Source organism: Shewanella aestuarii (assembly GCF_014647215.1).
Taxonomy (GTDB): domain Bacteria; phylum Pseudomonadota; class Gammaproteobacteria; order Enterobacterales; family Shewanellaceae; genus Shewanella; species Shewanella aestuarii.
The window spans coordinates 76,738-93,981 of the sequence record NZ_BMOT01000010.1 but is presented as its reverse complement, the minus strand read 5'-3'; the positions used below and the strand labels follow the sequence as shown (position 1 = coordinate 93,981).

Here is a 17,244-nt window from a genome sequence, read left to right as displayed (position 1 = left end):
ATGTCTAACGTCCTTTGTAATAGTCGATACCTCAACTATTAAGCATTCGTTTCTTGAATAAGTATTCGTTTCTTGACCATGGATTTTGACTAGAAGACCCAGCACAGCGATTTAGTGATGCTGAAGACGCTGTTGGCACTAGTAGCTCATAATTGGTATTTATCAAGACGCGACATTATAGCGAGCGTTTTTTGCATAGTCGAGCATCAATAGTGGGTTTTAAGACATAAAAAAAGCGACCAGAGGTCGCTTTTAGTACAATCGCACGAATAATGTGCGATTATTTCATCAAAGTGATTTTGACTGATTCAAAATCGCTTTGGAATAATGGGGTGACTGATGGGGCTCGAACCCACGACAACCGGAATCACAATCCGGGACTCTACCAACTGAGCTACAATCACCATTGAAATGGTACGCCCGGCAGGATTCGAACCTGCGACCACCCGCTTAGAAGGCGGGTGCTCTATCCAACTGAGCTACGGGCGCATGGCACAGCATTTGCTGTATCCTGTCTGGCTTAACAAGCTATCTTGCTTGTTATATTATCCGCATAAATATTATTTAAGCAAATAATGATATTTGGTCGGTGATAGAGGATTCGAACCTCTGACCCTCTCGTCCCAAACGAGATGCGCTACCGGGCTGCGCTAATCACCGATGTAAACGTTCTATATAGTCTCAAGAACGGAGCGCATCTTAACGAGTCACCTTGCGATCGTCAACGATTTTTTTTAGCTAATTATCTGTGTGTTGTTTTAAGCAGCAAAAAGGTGATTAGCATCATAGCGCGAATAGTTTATTCACTGTATTTTCCTAGTGTAGCAAATGACACACTTTCATACGCCTGTTAGAATAGCGTCCGATTAACTTCATCAATCTATACCCGCGTCACTCTAAGGAACCTCTACAGCCATGACTGCTCAAATTATTGACGGTAAAGCCATTGCACAATCTATTCGCAGTACCCTTAAACAAAAAGTTAACGCTCGAAAAGAAGCAGGACTTCGTGTACCCGGACTGGCGGTGATTCTAGTCGGCTGTGATGCAGCGTCTCAAGTCTATGTTGGCAGCAAGCGTAAAGCCTGCGAAGAAGTCGGTTTTCAATCGCAATCTTTTGATCTTGATGTATCAACAACAGAAGCTGAGCTATTAGCATTAATCGATAAATGTAACGCTGATCCTGCCATTGACGGGATTTTAGTGCAGTTGCCTTTACCTGCTCATATTGATGACTCTAAAGTCATTGAGCATATTCGACCAGATAAAGATGTTGATGGATTTCACCCTTATAACGTGGGTCGCCTAGCACAACGCATTCCGGTATTACGTTCTTGCACCCCGATGGGGATAATGACACTGATCAAATCCACTGGTATTGATACCTATGGTTTAGATGCCACTGTTGTAGGAGCATCTAATATTGTTGGTCGCCCGATGACCTTAGAATTGTTATTAGCAGGATGTACCACGACCACTTGTCATCGTTTTACAAAAAACCTTGAGCAAAAGGTCAGACAAGCCGATCTTGTGGTTGTCGCCGTAGGTAAGCCCGGATTTATTCCTGGAGAATGGATAAAACCGGGTGCGATTGTGATTGATGTTGGCATAAACCGTTTAGACAACGGCAGTTTAGTCGGTGATGTACAATATGACGTTGCTGCACAAAATGCGGCTCATATCACGCCTGTTCCTGGTGGCGTTGGACCTATGACGATAGCCAGTTTACTTGAAAACACCCTTTATGCCTGTGAGCAATACCACAGCTAAGCCTCTAACAGTCACCAATGAAAAAGCCTGCTAAGTATTGCAGGCTTTTTTATTACAGAAAATCGTTGAACAAATAAGGTTCGTTATACCTGCTCCATTTCATCCCAAGATTGTTTTTTACGATAAATCGTCGATGGACTGATATCTAACATTGCTGCGGCTTTAGGAATATTACCTTCACATAAATCAATAGCACTCTCTATTGTGCGCTTTTCAGTTTTCCACAATGGTTCAATAACCTGCTCTATTGTCGTATCGGTTTCATGCAGAATAACAGCCGCATTATCATGGGCTGTAATTGTCGTTTGATTAACTTGTTCAACCAGCTTCGGATGAGTGGAGATTGGCGCCGCCGCGCTAACTTTGCCATTATTAACAATACGTGCTGGCAACATACTCACATCCACTTCAGCAGCATCATTGAGCACCACGATTTGCCGGATCACATTTTGAAGTTGCCTCACATTGCCAGGCCAGTGATATTCACTCAACACTTTTTGTGCAGCGTAGTTAAAGCCTTTAAACGGCTTACCTTCTTCTTTAGCATATTGTCCAAGCAGTTTATTGGCAATTAACAGAATATCTTTACCGCGTTGATTTAAAGGCGGTAATTCAATAGGAATAACATGCAAACGATAATATAAATCCTCTCTAAATAAGCCATCTTGCACTTGCTGCCAAGGATCTTTATTCGTGGCGCTAACAAACCTTACATCCACCTTTTCATCTTTAGATCCACCCACACGACGAAACTCACCGGTTTGAATAAAGCGCAACAATTTACTTTGCAGCTCTAAATCCATTTCGCAAATTTCATCTAAAAACAATGTTCCACCATCAGCCTGAGTGGCGGCACCATCGCGTTGACTCACAGCGCCAGTAAATGCCCCTTTGGTATGACCAAAGATTTGGCTTTCGATCAAATCTTTTGGAATAGAAGCACAGTTTAAAGCAATGAACGGGTTCGTTTTACGATTACCCGCATTATGTATGGCCTGTGCACAAACCTCTTTACCCGTGCCGCTTTCACCGAATATAAATACAGATGCTTTACTGCTGGCCACACAGTCAATGGTTTTATAAACGGTTTGCATTGCCAATGACTCGCCAATAAACCCTTGATAATTAGCCTTGGGTAAACTGTTCTCGTATTGCGAGACTAACTTAACCAACTGACGCTGTTTCATCGCATTACGCACAGTAATCGCTAAACGCTTACTGTCAAAAGGCTTCACCAGAAAATCAAACGCGCCAGAACGCATCGCATCTACGGCAATATCAATCGTGCCATGGGCCGTTATCATGATCACCGTCATCTCAGGATGGCTTTGCTGAACTTGCAGCAGAATATCCATACCCGACATATCAGGCAATTTGATATCCAAAATGAGTAAATCAGGTGGTTGACGGTCAATTTCTTTTATTGCATCGGCACCGAACTGTACTAAAGTGACATCGGCACCTTCACTGCACAAATATTCAGTATATAGCGCACCCAATGACATGCTGTCTTCAACTAAAATGACTCGAAATCCCATAATATTCCTTGAATATATTTACGGTTTATTTTTATTTGTTCGACAAATAAGCTTGTTTAATTGCACTAATGCTTTGCTCAGCAACATTCAATGTATCGGCAATAAGTGGTGCTATCTGCTGCTGTTTATTTCTGGCGGCGGCTTCTAATACTTTGGCGACCTCAAACAATCTTGCTGCACCAAAACTGCCCGAACTGCTTTTTAAGGTATGTGCTTCATCTTCTACTTTATTTAATTCAACCGCTAAATTGATATGGCGCAAGGTATCAATACGCATTTGGGTTTCTTGGCAAAAAACAGCCAACATTTTATGTAAACTTGGCTCGCCAATCACATCAAGTAAGCTGCCAATCACATTAATATCAATTAAAGGAGTATTATCAAAGGGCGCTGTCCCCGGTTGAACAACAGCACGACTGCTTGCTAGTGTTTGGGTTGCTTCTGCTTCTGCTTCTGCAATATGACTCAGGTTATCAAGCGTCAACTCTAGACCCATTGAATGGTTTACATTTGGGGATGTTTTATCAGTATCTTGATGTAACTTTGCTTGATTTAACCACTGGGCCACGGTCTGAATAAGCATTTTGCCATTCACAGGTTTACCAATAAAATCCCGCATCCCTGCTTGAGTACAGGCCTCTAGCTCTTCTTTAAAGACGTTAGCCGTCATAGCTAAAATAATTTGTTGCGGTTTGCACTGTAAAATTTTACTGGTAGCTTCTAATCCGTCCATTTCAGGCATGCGAATATCCATTAAAATAATGTCATAATCATTCGCTAGTGCCATTTGAACCGCTTCAACACCGTTATTTGCATAGTCTAAAAATGCGCCATATTTCGCCAGCATAGTACCCGCAACCATCTGATTTGCAGGACTGTCCTCGGCTAATAAAATTTTGCTATTGGGCGGAAAAACCGGGTTTTCTTCTTGTTCAATTTCAATATGACTTTCTTGAGTGGCACCACTGATTAAATTCAACAGCATTGCTCGGCTTAAAGGTTTATTGACAACTTGCTCAATGCCCATGTCGCTTAAAAATTGTGAAACTTGAGTATTAACCCCAGTACTCAAAGCTGCCAATATGCCATGGGGGAATAAAAAGTCCTGATTTAATACCTTAAGTAATTTTTCTTCGACTGACATCATGCAAGAATCATCAAGTAAAATAAGGTCGAATCGACCTCGGACATTTGAAAGCTTATAAATTTCAGTCGCATCGTGGATGTAAACCGTTTGAACACCGTATTGAACATACTGCTTTTTAACTAACTTACACAGCTGCTTATCTGGATGAATGATTAATACTCTAGAATGTTCTGGTAATCGCACGTAATGATTATTACTTTCGGTGCTTTCATCTAACGTGACTAAAACATTAAAGCGGCTTCCTATGCCTAATTCACTTTCAACCGATATAGAGCCGTCCATCATTCGGACTAACTCGGCGCAAATCGCTAAGCCTAAACCTGTGCCTTTATAGTTGGTAGTATGGGTATCATGAACCTGTGAAAACTCGGCAAATAGCTTGGCTTGGGCTTCTTTACTGATCCCTATACCTTGATCTGTGATGGCGCAACATAATTCAATCCGTTCTTTGTGGCTATTCGGTATCCACATTTCAACAGAAATACAACCTGAACTCGAAAACTTGATCGCATTATCCACTAAGTTATGGATAACCTGACGCAAGCGTTGTGGGTCACCAACCAATGTTTGCGGCACATTTCGATTGATAAAACTGGCTAGGTGAACGCCTTTTTCAAGTGCTTTGCTTGCTAGAATTTGTAACACTTGAGCCACTAATTTGTCGGGTTCAAACTCACGTGACTCCAATACCATTTGTCCAGCTTCAATTTTAGAAAAGTCGAGAATATCGTTAATGGTATTTAGTAACGCATCGCCAGCTTCTTTAGCTGTGGTTGCGTATAGGCGCTGCTCTTTTTGCAAAGCAGAATCAAGTAACAGCTCAACACTACCAAGCACAGCATTTAATGGCGAACGGATTTCATGACTCATGGTTGCCAAAAAGCGTGATTTAGCTTTACTGCCTGCTTCAGCTTGCTCTTTGGCTAATCGTAATTCCTCTTCTTTAGACTTTTGTTCTGAAATATTACGCACAAATGCGGTGAATAAAATATCATCACCTAACTGGATAGGAATCACCCTTAGCTCAATGGGAAACTCTTCACCCGCCTTATTATGCGCAGGAACTTCTACACGCTTATGCAACACAGCGCCTTGCGCTGTTTTGCGGTAATGATCCATGCCTTTTTTATGTGCTTGTTGGAAGGCTTGCGGAATAATCAAATCCTCTAAATGCTTGCCCATAACTTCATCACGAGTAAAACCAAATAACTTGACCGCTGCAGTATTAAACTCTTGAACACTGCCTGTAATATCTATGGTGATAAGGGCATCCTGGCTAGCTTCTAAGGTAGCAAGTAATATCGACTGGGTTCTTGCTGCGGCTTCCTGATTTTGCTTGATGGCGGTCAGATCTTTTAATAAACCGAGAAAGAATATCTCATCATCAATCTCCATTTTAGAAATCGATAATTCGACCGGAAATTGATGCCCCTCTTTGTGTTGTGCTTTGAGCTCTCGTCCTGTGCCAATAATTCTCGGTTTACCGCCGTCTAAATAACGTTTCATATAACCATCATGCATATGGCGCTCATGCATCGGCATTAACTTAGCAACGTTTTGACCAATCAACTCATCCTTACTGTAACCAAATAGCCGGATCACAGACTGGTTTACTTCAGTTATCACGCCATTAACATCGATAATAACAAAGCCATCTGCCGCCGACTCTAAAATCGTATTAAGTCGGATATTCGCGCCGGTCAAGGCGCTGGTTCGGGCGTCAACATTCAGCACCATTTGGTTAAAAGCGACTGTGGTTTGGGCAATTTCATCATGCCCCGACACAGGTATTTGCACGCCTTTTTGACCATTTAAAATTAATTTAGAGGCCTTTTGTAACTGAGATAAATTTCGGGTTAAATAAACACCTAAAAGCCAAGAAAATAAAGCCACTAGCAACATTTCAAGGGCTGCAATAGAAAAGAACCGAGTTGAAGCTTGTAGCAATAACTCGTCAAAGCCTGAGCGGTCAAAACCAATTTGCACGCTACCTATGTCTTTGCCGAGGTCAGTTATTTTCATCTCAATATTAAATATCTGACCTTGATCATTTGAAATAGGCGCATTATCACCGCCCCACACCGCGGTGTTTTCTTCTTTATGCATAGCAACAATTAATGCATTGCCTTTATGTATGTATACATAATCAATTTCTTGCTGGCGGCTGAGTTCTTTGGCTAATGCGGTAAGTTTAGTTTTATCTAACGCGATTAATGCCTCTTTGGCCGCCACTGAAAATAAGCTCACTGTAAGCTGAGCTCGTTTCTCAATTTCAGTCTGATTTGATTCTTTAAGATAACTGACACTGGTATAAACCAATAAAAGCAGCAGCACGCCTTCAATCAATGCAATGCCTAAAATTGTTTTTAATCTAAAAGACAAATTCTTGCTCCCTTTATTAGTTGTTCACTAAAGCATTTGATTTTACGTCACATAATCACTATGGATGACGCAGTTGCATTTTGCAATGAGCAGAATGCAATTTGAGAATGAATAGCTCACAGCTTAATGTCGCAACGCATAACTACTTGTTTAGTAGATACATTTAATTATGGAACAACTATTGCTATACCAATTAGGTATAAACACGGAATGGTTTATTTGCTGTTGCACCATCAATGATGCAGGCATAACTGAAAACTGGAGTCACCCATGAACTTAACTGAAGCAACCCACAATATTAGTATTCTGCTTGTTGAAGATACGCCAAGCGAACGCTTGTTTATTGCCAGTATTTTGCAACAAGTCACACTTGAGGGTTGCAGCATGACCTTTCATCAGGCAACGGATGGCCAAGAAGCTCTGGCGATTTGTCAAACTCAAGCAATCGATTTAGTGGTCAGTGATTGGCGTATGCCAAATCTTAGTGGCATAGCGCTGTGTAAACACCTTAAAGCCGAGGTCTACACCCCTTATATCTTGCTGCTTACTGGCAATAATGAAACCGAAGATCTGGTGTATGCGTTGCAATCAGGTGCTGATGATTATTTAGCAAAACCTTTTGATCCCAGAGTATTAACCACTCGTGTCATCGCTGCGCTGAGATTAATTAAATCCCAAAAAATACTGCACAAACAGCATCAAGCACTTAATGACGCACTCACGCAAACAACCAAGTTACTCGCTGAGAAAAAAGCCGAGCTTAAGCAAGCAGCACAACTTCAGCACTCTTTGTTACCGGCTAAGCGTTTTATCCAGCAACAATGGCAGGTTAACCATTACTTTCAGGCGGCGACTGAATTAGCGGGTGACGTGTTTCAATGTTTTAAAATTGATCAACAGTGGATGGGATTTTTTCTGATTGATGTTTCAGGTCACGGTGCTGGCGCCGCAATGCAAAGTTTTACTTTGGCCCAAGCACTCAATCCCAACAGAGCAGATTGGCACACTAGCCCAGATATATTGATGGAATACATTAACCGAGTATTTTTTGATCCCAGTGATCAAGGTCAATTTGCCACCATGATCATTGGTAAAATGAATTGCTGTACAGGTGAATATGAACTGTGTAATGCCGGGCACCCTCAGCCACTATTAATCAATCAAAATAATTGTGACTCAATCAATATGCAGTCCAGTCTGCCTGTTGGGATAGCCGCCAATACCCAATATGTTAATTGGCAAGGCACCTTAAAAGCAGATCAACAGTTAATGATTTTTTCCGACGGAATATATGAAATGAATAATCCAACTCACGGAATGTTTGGATTACAAAGATTAAAAGCACTTTGTACATTAAAACAAGTTATTAGCGGTGATGCCATGATGCACCACATCCGCCATGCATTATCCGATTGGAAGCAAGGAGATGGACAAGATGATATGTCAATCATGCTGTTTTCGAATCACACGCTGACTAGCAGTTTGGATCAAGCGGATAATAGCGAGCAATTTCAAAATACACCGAAAAAGTTGAGCAATGAACTATTAGCTCAATTAATACCCTCGCCATTAACTGTGGCATAAGGAGCAAAACATGAATAGCTTACAACTAAATTTAAATCATCAAGTTATTGAGCAACAACAATTTTGTGTTGAGTTAGATCAATTTATGCTGAATAACGCAATAAATGACCGACAAAGATTTAAGGTCATCACTTGCACTTTAGAGGGGGTTAACAATATCTTGCAACATACCCAGTGCAAGGCTGCAAATATTACCTTATTGATGCATTGCAATGCCGACCGAATTATCGTCGACTTACTGGATACGGCAGAATATCACTCATTGCCAACACCAACGGACTGCCCTGATATTAATACCGAGAATGGCAGAGGTTTATGGATTATGTATAACTGGATGGATCAAGTTTTGAATCAACCAACGGTATTAGGTAATCATTTAAGAATGAGTTTGTTGAGGCATTGATAAATGTTAGTCGTCGTATCCGTTGTTAGCTTGACTATTGAAATGAGTTAGTCAAGTTAACAACATAACCTAGCGCAATTTAGTTAACCTCAGCTGAGGATAATAAGCGCATATCAAACAAATGACTCCACGATAAACTGATTATGGTTTATACCGTCAATACTCAACCATTTTTACAGCTTGATTACTTAAACCTTCTTTGCATCTCGTCCTCTAAACTTTCTCTGATAAGACGTTCATTATTTTCCATCATTGGATCGATTTGTTCTGCGGGCACTTGTGGCTCTAATAAGATGTCCCTCTCATCATGGCTTTCAGAGGAAGAAGTCACACAAGCGCTCAACGCCAATAAAACACAGCAGCCGAACAGTAGTTTAAGCAACATTGCATATCCTTTATTAATGTTAATCTTGTTGTTACAGCAATTAGCCTTAGTAGAGATCAATACCTGACTATGACATTAACATCAGTAATATACACTTAATGGCAACATATTAAATAGGCAGGTTATGCACCAACAAAATCACCGCAGCCCCCCCCCCATAAAACAGCAATACTGTCACCATTTCGTAAGCTTTATTAAAGGAGCTGCTTATTTTATTGCAGAGCACATTACACTTTATCAAACCCAATAATATCTACCCATTTTTCAGCAACCGGTTGCATCCGCCAATGACGAATTTATGACTTAATTATATTTTTCTGTTCAATAAAAACACAAATTACAGTGATAAGTTTTAAATGTTAGATGCAGACTAGCGGTGAATTTGGGCGGTGTTCTATCTTTTTACTCTTGGTTTATTTCCGTTTTTAATCCCTAAAATTAGGTATATGCAATCTGTTGCATATTGCTAATTCTTATATTCAATTTGCGAACCCCATATCAAAAATTTAAATTAATTGATAAAAAACAACAAATTAAATGTTGGCATGCTTACTGCAAAATCTTAGACGTACAAGATAGCTTGTTTTCGTCCCCTACAACTAAACGTAAAACAGCAAATATATCTTACTCGGCAATTCAACAATAAATGAGGTGACATTATGAACTTCGAATTAATAACAGACAAATATGCCAGTGTTGTTCGTTTACCTGGAAAAATGGTGATGGCACAAACACCCACCTATCGCGCTGCAATTTTAGATTATATAAATCAAGGTCATAGTCGATTAGTCATTGACATGAGTAACTTAGAGTATATCGATTCAAGTGGTTTATCAGTGTTAATTTCTGCCCGTAAACAGGCAATAAGTTACCAAGGCGATATTGTATTACTTAACCCTAAATCCAGTGTCAGGGCATTAATCGAACTTACCCGTCTTCACCATATTATGGATATTTATGAATCAGAGGAGCAAGCGTTAGACGGCTTAAATTACAGCTCAAATATTGAAGATATTGCCAGTTAACTCGCATTTATCTTAATTGATTCATTCTAAGGAGCCACATAATGACAAACACAAAACTCGCGGTACTTATCGGTATTTTCAGCACCAGCTTAACTGGCTGTGTGACTCCGAATGCGCCTGCTAGCAAAGATATTTGTCAAATGGACACTCTGACAGAATGCCATTACTTTGGTCAAACTATGCCCTATGACCGCCAAATCAGTGCTCAAAAACCCAGTAACCCTGCATTTACTCTTGCAGAACATGTGACCATGAACGATGCCAACAACACAGTGATTAACAAAGACAGTTTTAAGGTCGGCCATTTAGACCCGAGTCTACAAACAACTCAATGGAAAAATGCCCAACTTAAGCTGTCTGTTGGCGATAAACTGGACATCAGTATCTTAAACGGAGGGGATTTTAGCAAAGCCGTTGAAATTGATGCTGATGGTAATATCTACTTGCCTTACATGCAGGCTGTTGTAGCCAAAAACCTCACTTTAGCGCAACTTAACCAAGCAATTAAGAATCAACTGATTAATGAAAACCTTATGAAGCCACATGCTATTCGCATTAGCATTGTGCCAATCAGTTGGGCACCCATCAATATTATGACTTCAGGTGCCGTATTTGAACCTGGTCAACACATGATCAATAAGAAGCTGCCTATTGAAGTGAAAGATGATGGTAGTAACTTTGCCGGCGATCAAGCAACTGAACGCAGCATTGAGGCTGCCCTGCGCTCATCCGGCGGTATTCGCCCAGACGCCGACTTAACCGCAGTCAATGTGATCCGCGACAATCAAATTTTTAGTCTGGATTTGAGTGGAACATTAACTGGTGAGGCCATTCAAGAATTTACCTTAATGAGTGGCGATAAAATCCATGTCCCTAGTAGTCATCAGTTTGATGATGAGCTAGCAAGACCCTCACCGATTACCGCTCCTGGTATTCGAGTGTACATTTCAAACCTCACTCAACCCGCAAGCTCAAACAGCCAATCGGCAGTTGACCGTGAAGCCACACGTTTTCCTTATGGCACGCGGCTTTTGAATGGTGCTATCGCCGCTAACTGTGTCGGTGGCGCACAATCAACCAATGCAGGACGTTATATTTTGCTTATCACCAAAAATCCACTTTCTAATCAAGTGGATGTAGTTGAGCGCTCTATTGATGGTCTTATCCAGCAATCATGGTCGAATGATATGAACCCAGTATTGCTGCCAGGAGACGGGCTTGCTTGCTATGACTCTCGCATGACTAACTTGCGTGAAATGGCACGCAGCGTAACTGAAGTGCTTATTCCTTCTAGCCTTATCGGCTGGTTATAAAGGAGCCTCACATGGATAACGTCATTGAAAAAGACATTTTGGAATATGAAAAAATCAGTGTTCCTTTTACTGAACCGGTTAAAAATGTCTCAAAAAAATCTTCCCATGAAGTTGATTATCAGATAAATGATGCCAAAGATAATAGCCTAAGTGAATTAGCTTATTTGTTTTGGATTAAACGTGCTGCCTTAGAAGGGAGCAAACTGACGCCTAATGCGCGCAAAAAGTTATATTTTAAAACCGCACTCATCAGTTTACTGATTATCTGGGCAAGTGCTTTTTTATTAATGGCGATAAAACCCACTTCTTATGTATCTAAATGGACCTTAATTTTACCCGGTAATGGCGCTGGCGCATTGGTTAGCTTGGACAGCCTAGGCCAAGCCACCAGCTCATCAAGCTCTCCTTATTTAAGCTCTGCGATTGACCCTAGAGAAAACTATAAAGCCATATCAGACAGCGATTTATTACTGACCTCTGCAGCAACAAGTTTAGAAATGCCAGTAGGCCAGCTTGGCAAACCAAAGCTCAAACTCCCCAGTCAAACTGGCTTGATGGAGTTTAGTATCAAAGGTGGCTCAGCAAAAGAAGCCCAAGACAAAGCCTGGGCGCTTTACCATTCTTTGCAAAATTTGCTCAACGACTTACGGGCTGATGAAGTCAACTTAAGAGAAAGCGGTATTATCCAAGGTTTAGCGGGATACAATCAAAAAGTGAAGCTATCCCAAGACGCTATTTTAGCGTTTCAATCTGAACGCGGCTTAGTCTCGCTTGATCAGTTTAAAGAGCTCGCGCTTACCATTGAACGTCTTCGTCATAACCGCGTCAATATGATTTCAAAATTGAAAGGCATTGAAGCTGAAGAAAAATCGTTAATGTTGCACATAGGCACCACTGCCGATGAGGCCGCCGATTTATTGAAACTGCATAACGATAAATTATTTCAGCAATTACTCACAGCTCATAATGAGATCTTAGGTAAGTTACACGAGCTTTCAGCGCACTTTGGCAGTAATCATCCCCAAATAACCAGTTTAAATGCCGAAGAGTTAAAGTTGCAAAATGCCCTATCGGATCGCATTGCCACTTTAATCGCACATCAAAAAGGCAAAACTGACCGCGCATTGATTAACAAGCTATTATTAGATGACATTGATGGTCGTGCCGATTTAATGGAGCAACTCATTCAGTTAAGAGCCACCTATACAGGCCTTAATGAAGAGTTAAGTACCCTTGATGGTCAAATTTTGCAGTGGGAAACTCGCTTAGAGCTTTCAAACGATGATGCCGCTAAATTAGAAGATTTACACCGCGCTCATCAATTAGCTACTGCGGTAATGACCTCTGCCGTAGCCAAAATGGATGTAGGTAAGGCCGATATTTTTACTGCCTATCCCCTATTGCAATTGTTGTCACCGCCTTCTTTGCCTGCAAAAGCAGATAATTTAGCGACAATGTTATTACTGGTAGCGGCTTTTGGCGCGTCATTTATGGCACTAATAGGACTGAGTATTTTATGGATCCGCAAACCATTACTGCGCAAAATGCTGACGAAAGAATCGTCTATAAAGCAATAGTTTATAGCTATCTTTTTTGGCTAATCGGCGGGTTATATATTGTTGCTCCGGTGATTGCCTGGATATTATTTTGTCGCTTATTAGTTAAGAAAATATCTTACCAGCCAGCACATGCTATCAGCCTGACCCACTATGTATGGCTGTTTGGTATGTGGGTAATGTTAATGGCATTGATTGTGGGCCATTTAGAGCAAAGTTTAGGCATCGCAAAATTAATTAAATCTTCTATCGGTTGGGCAAAAGGCTGGGCACTTTTAGCGATTTTTCCGGCTGTAGCTTGCCTTGATATCAGGCCACAAATTATTTATCGGGCCTGCTGCCAAGTGTGTAAACACACGGTTTTATTATTACCAATATTTCTACTCGCATGGATAATCCGTTTACCCAGTACTCTTTATGTTTCACCTTTAAGTATTATTGGTGGACCAGGCCCAGAGTTTTTCTCATTAAGCTTGTATGAAATTGACCCTGGCAGCGGTATCCCGCGTTGGCGACTATTCACTCCTTGGGCGCCAGCACTTGGCATGTTGGGTAACTTATATTTCATTTTTGCTTTACAAGAGTCTTCCTCACAATGGAAACGTTGGGGAGTGATTGGCAGTCTGTTAATGGTATTGATGTCGCAATCACGCTTAGCATTAATTTGTTATCTCGCCTTATTTGGCTATTTTTCAATGCTTAAATTTGTCCGTTCGCCAATACTTTATTTCGTTCTTTGCCCAGTGATCCTTGCCACCGGATTTGTCGGTGAGTCGATTCTGAACAAAATATCCATGAGCATCGCCGCGGTAAAATCAGCTAGGGCGGACTCGACTAGAGTAAGGCAGGCCCTAGCAGACATAGCCGTAGAGCGTTGGTGGAATGAGGCGGTATTATTTGGCCATGGCATTGTAGAGCGAGGCCCACATATGGTCGAATATATGCCGATAGGATCGCACCACACTTGGTATGGATTGTTATTTGTCAAAGGCTTAGTTGGGGCCATTGCATTGGCGGTACCTATGCTAGTGACTTTTATTGTATTGATGATCAATATATTCACCCGCCCTTTAGCTAAAGTCGGCATGGCGATATTAATGCTACTGATGTTGTATACCTTCGGCGAAAACCTCGAAATCTTAGCTTACCTATTTTGGCCTGGATTGATTATTTTGGGTAAAGCCTTGATTGCAGATAATGACACCATGCCAACAGAAAAAGGCAAAGAACACATATCAACTTGATAATACAAGCGAGTGACTTTTGGTAATGCCAACCCTGTTTTTAGTCTAAATCGCCTATGGCATGGAAGCTCACCCACCAATAAAGAATATTCAGGACACCATTTTTATTGAGGCTTTATTAGCCGTTCTGGATAAAAAACGAATAGCCCGTTTAATTTATCAACACAGCTTGATTTAAAACAGCGAGCCAATTGGGTACTTAGATTCACTGCATACAGTATAAGTTTGAGCGATAAGAATAGGATGGGGCCTCAACGGTGAGGTACTCGTGTCAGCACATATACAGCCCTGCTGGCATCATCCAAACACATTAGTATCCGATCCACGCAATTAATGCGGCATTGACCTTTGAGTCACGCAATTTAGCTTTTATCAGCATTGCATTATGCCTTTGCATTCTGCAAACCCAGCTAACAGAATATAGCGAAAACAAAATAAACCACATAAAAACATACACTTAAAACATGGCACGATTCATGTAACCCCTAGCATATAAAGCGGATGACTTACGCTAGGATGAATATGAAAAACCAACATAAAATATTATTCGAAAAACCCATCATGTTAATTAGCACCGGATTTACAGGGTTAGGTAAAAGCATGATGTGGTTAGGTTCTGCCCAGTTGAGCGGACGAATTATTCGTTTGCTTTCAAGTATCGTACTGGCCAGATTACTGATGCCAGAAATGTTTGGTCAAGCAGCAATTGTACTCACGCTGTTCGAATTGATTTGTACCGCTACTCGCAGAATTAGCTCTGCGGCATTAATCCGCATGGATGATCAACAATTCACTCGCCATTTAAGCAGTGCTAACTGGGTTAACTGGGGAGTGTGTTTATTAGCCTGCTTGACGATGCTTTTGAGCAGTTATCCCATTGCGCAGTACTACCATGACACTTCGCTCATTTTACCCATTGCGGTAATGGCAACTAGCTTTTTATTACTACCAATAGGCATGCAACATGCCACCTTAAACTTACGCAACAACAAAATGCGTATAGTCGGTAGAGCGAATCTTTGGCAAACCCTCATTGATGCTGCACTTACTGCGATTCTAGCATTGGCTGGTTTTGAAATTTGGGCAATTATTTTACCCAAAGTATTGGTCATTATTGTGTGGATTGCGATTCATCGTTACCAAAACCCTTTACCTAAAATGCAATCTGCGACGGGCATTCAATATGCTCAGGTCATGACACTTTTACACTTTGGTGTTCCTGTTAGCTTAAGCGACTTGACCAATACCCTAAGACAAAATATTGATTATTTATTAGTTGGTTACTTCATGGGTGTGGAAGCATTAGGCGTATACTTTTTTGCTTACAACATTAGCTTAGGGATCAGCCTAGGGTTAATTCAAAGCTTTGGCACTGCATTTTATAGCCACCTTTGTCAGCGTAATGCCGTTGAAGATGAATTATCTGCAAAATACCTCAGCAGTGTAGCCGCTATTATGGCAATCACTGTACCGGTTATTTTACTGCAAAGCGCACTTTCTGATTGGTATGTTCCTTTGGTTTACGGTGATAAATGGTTATCAACCGATGCCATAGATGTATTCCAATTTTTATGTCTTAGTGGCTTAGTCAGGCCGCTAGGCGAAGCTGCAAGCCAATTGCTACTTGCAAATGGTTTAAGCCAAACCAACCTCAAAATTAATCTATTACTCACAATTTGCCTAGCGGTGGTTATCGGCATCGCTTGTCAATTCAGTTTAATCACAGTGGCACAAACCGTAATGGTGAGTTACCTCATCACCTTGCCACTCATTTGTGTCTACAGCTACCAAAAAGTATTTAAAAACAATCAACAATTTACCTCTGTAGGAGAATCACTATGACCCCTAAAATTACTGTAGTTATGCCCGTATATAACGTGCAAAAGTTTGTAAAAAAAGCCATTGAATCTGTGTTAGCACAAACCTTTACTGATTTTGAGCTGATTATTGTCAATGATTGTGCAACCGATAACAGTTTGAAAATCTGCCAACAATTTGATGATCGCCGCGTAAAGATTATTAACCATGTAGAAAATAAAGGATTGGCTGCAGCCCGTAATACGGGGATCCGCCATGCACTGGGTAAATACGTGGCGTTTTTAGATTCTGATGATATGTGGCATGCAGAAAAACTGCAACGTCACTGCGCGCATCTTGATGCCAATCCCCACGTCGGGATCAGCTTTTCTCGTTCTAGTTTTATGAGCTACGATGGCAAATTATTAGACTTTTATCAGATGCCACAACTGAGCAATATTGATGCCGCACATTTGTTATGCCGTAATCCAGTCGGTAACGGTTCTGCGCCAGTGATCCGCCGTGAAACACTCAATGACATCCGCTTTCAAAGCGTACATCGTCACCAGCTATATTCTTGCTACTTTGATGAGAAATTTCGTCAATCTGAAGATATTGAATGTTGGTTACGTATTGTAGCCACCACCAAATGGAAAATGGAAGGCTTACCACAACCATTGACTTACTATCGCTTAAATCATGGTGGGTTGTCTGCTAACTTATTGAAACAATTAGCATCATGGGAACAAATGATCAGTAAAGCACGATATTTTGCTCCTAAGCTGTTAAAGCGTCATGAAAATGATGCCAGAGCTTATCAACTACGATATTTGGCACGCCAAGCGATTAGAATGAAAGATGGCAAAATGGCCGCGAAATTAGCAACAGAAGCCTTAAAAACCTCGCCTAAAATCTTAAAAGATGAAATGGGTAGAACCATTAGCACTGTCAGTGCAGCCTATATGCAATTGCTATTACCCACTTTTGCCTATCATTGGCTAGAAAGTTTAGGTCAAAAAGTCATTGGCAGTATCCAAAAACATAAAATTAGCCGTGATGGTGTGTCATCTATGTTTTTATAAATGAGCTCATTCAATACT

General features: G+C 41.0%; 12 protein-coding genes and 3 tRNA genes. 9 read left to right on the top strand and 6 right to left on the bottom strand.

From position 1 onward, the window contains the following. Positions 1–328 precede the first annotated feature (328 nt). The 3 genes from IEY03_RS14200 to IEY03_RS14190 form a co-directional block, all read right to left on the bottom strand. A tRNA-His gene (locus IEY03_RS14200) sits at positions 329–404 on the bottom strand. Positions 405–412: 8 nt separating this feature from the next. Beyond that, positions 413–489: transfer RNA gene (locus IEY03_RS14195), tRNA-Arg, on the bottom strand. Between the two features lie 94 nt (positions 490–583). After that, positions 584–660 (bottom strand) — tRNA-Pro (locus tag IEY03_RS14190). Between the two features lie 255 nt (positions 661–915). On the opposite strand from IEY03_RS14190, the gene folD reads away from it, so the two are divergent. Next, positions 916–1,770, top strand: coding sequence for a bifunctional methylenetetrahydrofolate dehydrogenase/methenyltetrahydrofolate cyclohydrolase FolD (folD, locus tag IEY03_RS14185; RefSeq protein WP_188842851.1), 855 nt, complete (start codon positions 916–918; stop codon positions 1,768–1,770). Between the two features lie 83 nt (positions 1,771–1,853). On the opposite strand, the gene IEY03_RS14180 is transcribed toward folD, so the two are convergent. Together IEY03_RS14180 and IEY03_RS14175 are read right to left on the bottom strand one after the other, a co-directional pair. Next, entirely contained in the window at positions 1,854–3,308 is a 1,455-nt protein-coding gene (locus IEY03_RS14180) for a sigma-54-dependent transcriptional regulator (RefSeq protein WP_188842849.1), read from the bottom strand. Between the two features lie 31 nt (positions 3,309–3,339). Continuing rightward, entirely contained in the window at positions 3,340–6,837 is a 3,498-nt protein-coding gene (locus IEY03_RS14175) for a PAS domain S-box protein (RefSeq protein ID WP_188842847.1), read from the bottom strand. Positions 6,838–7,107: 270 nt separating this feature from the next. On the opposite strand from IEY03_RS14175, the gene IEY03_RS14170 reads away from it, so the two are divergent. Both IEY03_RS14170 and IEY03_RS14165 read left to right on the top strand, forming a co-directional pair. Further along, positions 7,108–8,421 carry a SpoIIE family protein phosphatase gene (locus IEY03_RS14170; protein WP_188842845.1) on the top strand — a complete coding sequence of 438 codons (1,314 nt, stop codon included), beginning with the start codon at positions 7,108–7,110 and terminating at the stop codon, positions 8,419–8,421. Between the two features lie 10 nt (positions 8,422–8,431). Beyond that, the gene (locus IEY03_RS14165) at positions 8,432–8,824 is read left to right on the top strand and encodes an ATP-binding protein (RefSeq protein WP_188842843.1); all 393 of its coding nucleotides are present in this window, start codon (positions 8,432–8,434) and stop codon (positions 8,822–8,824) included. Between the two features lie 184 nt (positions 8,825–9,008). Here the strand turns inward: IEY03_RS14165 and IEY03_RS14160 are convergent, their stop codons facing one another. Next, a complete protein-coding gene (locus tag IEY03_RS14160; protein ID WP_188842841.1) occupies positions 9,009–9,155 on the bottom strand; it encodes a hypothetical protein in 147 nt (48 codons plus the stop codon). A 713-nt stretch (positions 9,156–9,868) separates the two neighbouring features. On the opposite strand from IEY03_RS14160, the gene IEY03_RS14155 reads away from it, so the two are divergent. The 6 genes from IEY03_RS14155 (at position 9,869) to IEY03_RS14130 (ending at position 17,226) form a co-directional block, all read left to right on the top strand. Further along, the gene (locus IEY03_RS14155; RefSeq protein WP_188842839.1) at positions 9,869–10,234 is read left to right on the top strand and encodes an STAS domain-containing protein; all 366 of its coding nucleotides are present in this window, start codon (positions 9,869–9,871) and stop codon (positions 10,232–10,234) included. Between the two features lie 41 nt (positions 10,235–10,275). Continuing rightward, complete coding sequence (locus IEY03_RS14150) at positions 10,276–11,547, top strand: polysaccharide biosynthesis/export family protein (RefSeq protein WP_188842837.1); 1,272 nt, start codon at positions 10,276–10,278, stop codon at positions 11,545–11,547. An 11-nt stretch (positions 11,548–11,558) separates the two neighbouring features. After that, complete coding sequence (locus tag IEY03_RS14145; RefSeq protein WP_229778342.1) at positions 11,559–13,124, top strand: GumC domain-containing protein; 1,566 nt, start codon at positions 11,559–11,561, stop codon at positions 13,122–13,124. Continuing rightward, on the top strand, positions 13,064–14,347 hold the full coding sequence (locus tag IEY03_RS14140) for an O-antigen ligase domain-containing protein (protein ID WP_188842835.1): 1,284 nt from the start codon (positions 13,064–13,066) through the stop codon (positions 14,345–14,347). Before IEY03_RS14145 ends, IEY03_RS14140 begins: the two co-directional genes overlap by 61 nt. Positions 14,348–14,869: 522 nt before the next feature. After that, positions 14,870–16,189, top strand: coding sequence for an oligosaccharide flippase family protein (locus IEY03_RS14135; protein WP_188842833.1), 1,320 nt, complete (start codon positions 14,870–14,872; stop codon positions 16,187–16,189). Further along, on the top strand, positions 16,186–17,226 hold the full coding sequence (locus IEY03_RS14130; protein WP_188842831.1) for a glycosyltransferase family 2 protein: 1,041 nt from the start codon (positions 16,186–16,188) through the stop codon (positions 17,224–17,226). Before IEY03_RS14135 ends, IEY03_RS14130 begins: the two co-directional genes overlap by 4 nt. Positions 17,227–17,244 lie beyond the last annotated feature (18 nt).

Bases quoted from the DNA above. Each gene is read 5' to 3' on its own strand.
- folD (WP_188842851.1), top strand. From the start codon at position 916: ATGACTGCTCAAATTATTGACGGTAAAGCCATTGCACAATCTATTCGC.
- IEY03_RS14180 (WP_188842849.1), bottom strand. From the start codon at position 3,308: ATGGGATTTCGAGTCATTTTAGTTGAAGACAGCATGTCATTGGGTGCG.
- IEY03_RS14170 (WP_188842845.1), top strand. From the start codon at position 7,108: ATGAACTTAACTGAAGCAACCCACAATATTAGTATTCTGCTTGTTGAA.
- IEY03_RS14165 (WP_188842843.1), top strand. From the start codon at position 8,432: ATGAATAGCTTACAACTAAATTTAAATCATCAAGTTATTGAGCAACAA.
- IEY03_RS14155 (WP_188842839.1), top strand. From the start codon at position 9,869: ATGAACTTCGAATTAATAACAGACAAATATGCCAGTGTTGTTCGTTTA.
- IEY03_RS14150 (WP_188842837.1), top strand. From the start codon at position 10,276: ATGACAAACACAAAACTCGCGGTACTTATCGGTATTTTCAGCACCAGC.
- IEY03_RS14145 (WP_229778342.1), top strand. From the start codon at position 11,559: ATGGATAACGTCATTGAAAAAGACATTTTGGAATATGAAAAAATCAGT.
- IEY03_RS14140 (WP_188842835.1), top strand. From the start codon at position 13,064: ATGGATCCGCAAACCATTACTGCGCAAAATGCTGACGAAAGAATCGTC.
- IEY03_RS14135 (WP_188842833.1), top strand. From the start codon at position 14,870: ATGAAAAACCAACATAAAATATTATTCGAAAAACCCATCATGTTAATT.
- IEY03_RS14130 (WP_188842831.1), top strand. From the start codon at position 16,186: ATGACCCCTAAAATTACTGTAGTTATGCCCGTATATAACGTGCAAAAG.